The organism is Microcoleus sp. T2B6, assembly GCF_036700475.1.
Classification (GTDB): Bacteria; Cyanobacteriota; Cyanobacteriia; order Cyanobacteriales; family Microcoleaceae; genus Microcoleus.
In genome coordinates this window covers 1-7,411 of sequence record NZ_JAUBOZ010000184.1, presented here as the reverse complement: position 1 = coordinate 7,411, position 7,411 = coordinate 1, and the positions used below count along the sequence as shown (strand labels likewise).

The following is a 7,411-nucleotide window of genomic DNA, read 5'->3' as shown; positions in this document are numbered from 1 at the left end:
TCCCGCCCGTCCAAAAAGGACGGGCGGGACGCCCATCCCACTTTCAAGAGTGGAAGTTATTTAATTCTCATTCCTTATCGGCTTGAGGCACAGTTGTGTTTTTGTGGCTAAAGCCGCCCCGCCATCAGCGACAGTTGCTGTAGCTGTTTCCAAACGGTTTTGCCCCTGTGGAGACAACCAGCACAAAACCTCCGAACAAAACCAGCCCGCTCAAATCAGAAACCAAATATTTGCGCCAATTCTGATTTAATTATATTGCAATACAGTTCAGTTAACACTGTTAATTCCCCGGAGATCCTCCTAAATCCCCCTTAAGAAGGGGGACGCAAGAGCAACTTCTTGTCCCCCCCTTCGTAGGGGCGGTGCGACCCCTACTCCCCGTGCCCGCCCTCTTGGCTAGGGGGGATCAGTCTTATCTGAACCGTATTTAATTATATTGCTATAGCAACCGCGCTCGATGTTTAGGAGGTTTTCAATTGCTAAAACTAATGCGGTAGATTCCTGCGGAATGGGAGCATATTAATGATAGGAAAAATCTTTTTTTGGGAGGGGAATGGCGATTAGCGCACGCACAAGGAGAGGAAAAGCCCAACTAATCTCCTCCCTTCTTCCTTCTTTCCCAAATAACTAAAGCCTTCTCTATTCGAGAGTTAAAGCTTTCTTCCTTCTGCTATATAATGACCAAAGCGTTAAATATTTTTGCAGTGACAAAAACTACTAACAAAAAAGACGGAAAATCCTCTAACTATCCCTTTGACGGTCTATCTTTAGACGATCGCAATCCCGACTTCATTCAGCTTTTGTTGCCCTTCTGGGAATGGCTGTACCGCTACTATTTTCGCGTACAAAGCGACGGCTGGCACCACGTACCCGCGAGCGGAAAAATGCTTGTTGTCGGTTCTCACAACGGGGGACTCGCCGCTCCCGATATGTTTATGTTCCTATACGAATGGTTCCGCAGGTACGGCACGGAACGCTTGGCCTACGGATTGATGCACCCCACGGTATGGAAGGTTTCCCCAGAGATTGCTAGTATGGGGGTTGAGTGTGGTGCCCTCCAGGCACATCCAAAAATGGCGATCGCAGCTTTGCGGAAAAATGCCGCAGTTCTTGTCTATCCGGGCGGCGCCCAAGATGTTTTTCGACCCCACCACTTGCGCGATCAAATATACTTTGCGGGACGCAAGGGATTTATCAAATTAGCATTGCGAGAAGAAGTGCCAATTTTACCAATTATATCGCACGGTGCCCACGATACTTTGATAGTTTTGGCCGATTTGTACGAACAAGCAAAGCAATTGCATGAATTGGGGATGCCGTGGCTATTTGGCATCGATCCGGTGGTATTGCCTGTGTATTTAGGATTGCCTTGGGGATTGAGTATTGGGCCTTTGCCAAACCTGCCTTTACCCGTGCAAATTCGGACTCGCGTGTGCGAACCGATTGTATTTGAGAGGTACGGTTCGGAGGCGGCGCGCGATCGCGATTATGTTGATGCTTGTTTCGAGCGAGTTACCGCCCAAATGCAAGGGGAATTAGATTGTTTGGCTGGTAAGTGACAATTGCAGGAATATCAAATTATCATAGGTTCGATCGCACTGATTGTCGATCGACCTTATATTTAACGCAGCCTTGGTTTCTGTATATTCTCATATCACATTTCGCTACAAAAAGCAACGACCGAGGTAATAATTATCCGCCGCGATTCCCTACGGGATAGCTTCGCTTCACGCACTATTATCTAACTCGCCAGAGTCTAATCATAACCATCAGTTGACTGCCATCTATCGTAAGATAGATTTTGCGAAAAACTAGGCGGTAATTCCGTAAAGTTATCCAACATCCAGCTTCCAGCATCTGACACTGTAGCTGCTGGATGCAATGTTTTGTTTCCACAGATTATTTAAATGTCGATCGGGTGCTATATTGCAGCAACGAGCAACCGCAAAAGCAATCGCTTTCTTCTTTTCAAATGCAAACTACTTGCCAACCTTAAATATATTCCAACTGGATGCCCCAGAAAGCCCACTTCATATCGGGATTGCCGCGTTCAGGCTCTACGTTACTAGCAGCCATCCTGCGACAAAACCCCCGGTTTCACGCCGCCATGACTAGCCCTGTGGGGGGTTTAGTAGAGCGAATGTTGGAAGCCATGAGCGAAGACAATGAGTTTTCGGTGTTTATTTCCCCCGAGCAAAAACGGGCGCTGATTCTGAGCATCTTTTCGGCTTATTACCACCCGCAAGCTGACAAAGAAATCATCTTCGACACCAATCGCCTTTGGTGCAGCAAATTGCCATTAATTCTGGAACTATTTCCCGAAGCTAAAGTAATCTGCTGTGTCAGAAACATTGCTTGGATTATGGACAGCATTGAGCTACTGATTCGGCGCAACGCCTTTGATGTTTCGAGGCTATTTAATAATCCAGCGGAACGGGCTACAGTTTATAGTCGCACGGAGGCATTAAGTCAAGGTTCGCGTTTAGTGGGTTATGCTTATAACGCTCTTAAAGAAGCATTTTATAGCGAACAGAGTGCATCTCTTCTACTGGTAGATTACGACCTATTAACCATAAAGCCGGCTAAAACAATGTCACTAATTTATCAATTTATTGGCGAAGAGCCTTTCGAGCATGATTTCGAGAATGTTCAATATCAAGAGCCGGAATTTGATAATAGACTGCAAACAACAGGGTTACATCAAGTGCGCGGCCGAGTCGAATTTAAACCCAGAAAGACGATTTTACCCCCCGATTTGTTTGAGAGATTTGACGGTTTATCTTTTTGGACAGAGGCAACAAATAGCCGTGCTAGTGCTATTGTAGCCAAAGCTAAATAAACAGGGATTTCAGCAGGGTTCCATTTATTCACGACAAATTGGCCAAGGATTACCTATTAATAGCCTCTCATATTGGGAAGCACCAAGTGATAGCAGAGCCGATGTCATTGTCGCCAAATAAAAAGAAACGGGCAATTAAGGCGGCATAGACAACTTTAAACCTCAGCCCAAAGGCGTAATAAATTGGTAAAAGTTTTACAAATCAAGTCAAATTCAGGAGTTTTTCCATGTTTTTCAAAAATGCTTTGCATCGCCGTATTCAAATCAAGTAAAATCTCCCGCTGATGAGCATCGCGGATCAGGCTTTGCACCCAAGTAACTGCCGCCAACCTAACACCTTGCGTCACCATTTCCACGCGATGCAAAGATGTAGAAGGATACACAACCAAGGCTCCTGCATCTAACTTTACAGCTTGCTCACCATGCGGATTTTCTATCACCAACTCCCCACCGCTGTAACTGGATGCGGGACTCAAGAATATGGTTACAGAAAGATCAGTCCGCATCATATAACTTTCACCCATCATAGCCCTATCAATATGCGTCCCATACTTCATCCCTGGTTCATATTTACTAAAAATAGCATCGCGTATAATCTTTGGTCGCGCCGCCATTTGAAAAGGTTGTGCGCGCCAGAGAGCTGGTATGATAACCTTATTGAGTTCCTGCACCAGAAGAGAATCGGTTTTTAATTGCAGGTTATTCTTCACCGATGCTCCCACACCAGCAGTGAGTTTACCATCAACAAACTCACCATTTTGAAGGTGAGAATTCACCCAGTTTAACTCTTCGGGAGTTAGCACATTTCCGATACAAAAAATCATTTTTGTTTTCTCACTTAATTTCCCACTAAAACCATGACTGAATCAATCAATCTCGCAGCCCAGCAAATTATCATTGTCGATCCTACTGTACAAAATTACCAGCAACTCGTAGCCGACATTCCCGCAGGTACGCAAGTTGTGGTGCTGGATCAAACCCGCGATGGCATTGAGCAAATTACAGAAATACTGGCCGACACTTCTAATCTTAGCGCGGTACATATTCTTTCACACGGCAGTCAGGGTAGTTTAAAACTTGGTGCAACCCACCTTAACAGCGAAAACGTGGGAAGCTACTCAAATTTATTGCAGCAATGGCGAGCTAATTTGAGTGAAAATGCGGACATTTTATTGTATGGCTGTGATGTAGCGGCTGATTCCTCTTTCATTGCAACCCTGAGTGAAATCACCGGCGCGGATATTGCCGCAAGTAACGACAAAACCGGCAATTCAAAAAAAGGTGGCGATTGGGATTTAGAAATCGTATCTGGCGCTGTTGAAACCACAGTGCCCTTTTGGGCTGAGGCGGTGCAAAATTACGATTATGTGCTGGCAAATTTTATTGTCAGCGAGACAACTGATAACGGCACAGGGGTGATTAACACCCTAAGCTGGGCAATTAATCAAGCAAATAGCACAGCCGATGATGACACCATTACTCTGCAAAATAATGTCCGGTTTACCGCAGATCCCACCATCGCCATTGACAGCAATATTGTAATTAATGGGGGTGGGTTTAGTGTCAGTGGGGATGTCAATAATGACAGTATAAATAATGGCGGGGATGTTCGTCCCTTCTTTATCAAGTCTGGAAGTGTTACTTTATCTAACCTCACCATCAGGGGGGGACGGGCGCAAGGCGGAAATGGGTTCGATGGCGGTGGCGGGGCTGCCGGTATGGGGGGCGGACTGTTTATTTCTGACGGGACGGTGACGCTGAGTAATGTGAACTTCACAAGCAACTCCGCCATTGGGGGGAATGGTGCCGGCGGTGGCGTCTTTGGCGGCGGTGGTGGCACTGGCGCCAGTGCCACCGGTAGCAGCGGCGGTAGTGGGGGTATCTTTGGCGGTGGCGGTGGCGGCGGCGGCGGCGGCAGCGGTAGCAGCGGCGGCTTTGGCGGCGGCGGCGGCGGCGGCAGCGGCGGCTTTGGCGGCTTTGGCGGCTTTGGCTTTGGCGGCTTTGGCGGCGGCGGTGGCGGCAGCTATGGCTTTGGCGGCTATGGCGGCGGCGGCGGCGCCAGCGGTGCCGGCTCCGAAGGCTTGGGCCTTGGCGGCTTTGGCGGCGGCAGTGGCTTTAACGTTGGCGGCGGCGGTGCCGGTTTTGGGGGTGCTGTCTTTATCCGCCAAGGCTCTTTAACCCTCAATAACACCACTTTTACTAGCAACTCAGCGACAGGTGGCACTGGCAGCGGCAACGGTCAAGGCAAAGGTGGGGCCATTTTTGCCATGCGGTCTACTAATGCCGATCCGTTTAATGGTAACACCCAAGGAATGCCAACTACCCCACCCACAGTCACCACATTGGGAGCCACCTTCACCACCAACACCGCTGTTGACCAAGCAAGTGCCCCCACAGCCATCACCCCCTCCAATGGTGTCGGCAATAGCCAAGACAATAACGATGTTTACGGCACCATCACAGGCAACACCGCCCCCCTCCTTGACAATAATGCTGTTGTCACCCTCAGCAACATCCTCGAAGACTCTGGTGTTCCCACAGGCGCAGTCGGCACTCTCATCTCCCAACTCGCAGACTTAACAGGAGGCGGCGGTCAAAATAACATCACCGACCCCGACACAGGCGCAGTAGCAGGCGTAGCCATCACCGCCACCAACACCACCAACGGCACTTGGTTCTACACCATCGATGGCGGCACAACTTGGAACGCTTTGGACACAGTATCCCCTACCAGTGCTCGCCTACTCGCCGCCGCTGCCAATACCCGCATTTACTTCCAACCCAGTGCTAATTACTCCGGCACCATCTCCAACGGCATCACATTCCGCGCCTGGGATCCAACAAGTGGTATAAATGGTGGCATCGCTGACACCAGCACCAATGGCGGTGTAACAGCCTTCAGCATCCTCACCGACACAGCCGCCATCACCGTTGACGACAACGACATCGCATATACCATTACAGTAGATAGTGCCGCCTTCGCAGAAGGCAACACCGGCACCCAAACCGGAACCTACACCATCACCCGCACAGGTGTCACCACAGTCGCCAGCGCTGTTGATTATGCCATTACCGGCACCGCTGACGGCACCGACTACAACAACATCAGCGGCACATCCGGTGCCGCCGCTGCAACAGGCACCATCAACTTTGCCGCCACCGAAACCAGCAAAACCATCACCTTAGACATTAATGGCGACACAACAGTAGAAAATGACGAAACCATCATCGTCACCCTTTCCAGCCCCACTGCTGCAACAGGTTACGCTGCCACCATCACCGCTCCCACCAATGCTACCACCACTATTAATAACGACGATGATTTCCCCAGCGTTAACTTCGGCGCGGCTACCTACAGCACCACAGAAAACACCACCGCTAACACAGTAACAATCCCAGTCACCCTTTCAGCAGTTCCCCTCGCTGATGTCACCGTACCCATTGTTATCAACGCCAGCAGCAGTGCAACGGGTGCAGATTACACACTCTCCACCATCTCTATTACCTTTGTGGCAAATACCACCACCCTCACCCAGGATGTAGTAGCCACCATCAACCCCGACGACCTCCCAGAAAACGCCGAAACCGTAACCCTCGATTTTGGTAAAATTACAGGCGGCACTGTCGGCACAACTACTCCCTCGACAACAGTCACAATTGCCGCCAACGATGCAATTAGTTATGCAATTGCCACATCACCCACTACCTTAGCCGAAGGAAATAGCGGTAATCAACCACTCACATTTACCGTCACTCGCAGCGGTGGAATTGGGGTTGCAAGTACAGTTGACTATGCAATTGCTGGCACTGCTGACAGTTCCGACTACAACAATATTGGCGGCACATCAGGTGCCACTACTGCAACGGGAACTATCAGTTTTGCGGCGAATGAAATCAGTAAAACCATCACTTTGGATGTCTTGGGAGATACTGTTGCCGAAAGTGACGAAACAATTATTGTCACTCTATCTAATCCCAATCCCACCGCAGCACCCGAAAGCTCAACAATAACTGCAGCTACCGCAACCACAACCATTAACAACGATGACACAGCAACTCCCGAAATCCAAGTCTTAGACGGAACAACAGATATAGTAGATGGTACTACAAGTGCGATCGACTTTGGCAGCGTCATAGTTGGCACGAATCTCAACAAAACCTTTACCGTCAAAAATCTCGGTACAGCAGCTTTAAACCTCAGCAACCTTACCCTACCAACCGGATTTAGCATTGTTGGAAATTTACCTGAAACAACTGTCGCCGCTGGCGGTACAACTAACCTGCAAATTCAAGTAGATACCACAACAGCAGGAAATAAAACAGGTCCGCTGGAATTTGTCAATAATGACAGTGACGAAAATCCCTTTAATTTCCCGATTTCAGCGTCAGTAACAGCAACTCCTGTACCAGAAATCCAAGTATTAGACGGCACAACAGATATAGTAGATGGTACTACAAGTGCGATCGACTTTGGCAGCGTCATAGTTGGCACGAATCTCAACAAAACCTTTACCGTCAAAAATCTCGGTACAGCAGCTTTAAACCTCAGCAACCTTACCCTACCAACCGGAT

At 48.8% G+C, this 7,411-nt stretch carries 4 protein-coding genes; 3 read left to right on the top strand and 1 reads right to left on the bottom strand.

What is annotated here, in order from left to right; genetic code table 11:
- Nucleotides 1–677: 677 nt before the first annotated feature.
- Together QUA00_RS35640 and QUA00_RS35635 are read left to right on the top strand one after the other, a co-directional pair.
- On the top strand, nt 678–1,559 hold the full coding sequence (locus QUA00_RS35640; RefSeq protein WP_333413257.1) for a glycerol acyltransferase: 882 nt from the start codon (nt 678–680) through the stop codon (nt 1,557–1,559).
- 452 nt (nt 1,560–2,011) lie between these two features.
- Complete coding sequence (locus QUA00_RS35635; RefSeq protein ID WP_333413255.1) at nt 2,012–2,839, top strand: sulfotransferase; 828 nt, start codon at nt 2,012–2,014, stop codon at nt 2,837–2,839.
- A 155-nt stretch (nt 2,840–2,994) separates the two neighbouring features.
- On the opposite strand, the gene QUA00_RS35630 is transcribed toward QUA00_RS35635, so the two are convergent.
- A complete protein-coding gene (locus tag QUA00_RS35630; RefSeq protein WP_333413253.1) occupies nt 2,995–3,663 on the bottom strand; it encodes a Fe2+-dependent dioxygenase in 669 nt (222 codons plus the stop codon).
- Between the two features lie 33 nt (nt 3,664–3,696).
- On the opposite strand from QUA00_RS35630, the gene QUA00_RS35625 reads away from it, so the two are divergent.
- On the top strand, nt 3,697–7,411 hold a 3,715-nt coding region (locus QUA00_RS35625), incomplete at its 3' end, for a DUF4347 domain-containing protein (RefSeq protein ID WP_333413251.1).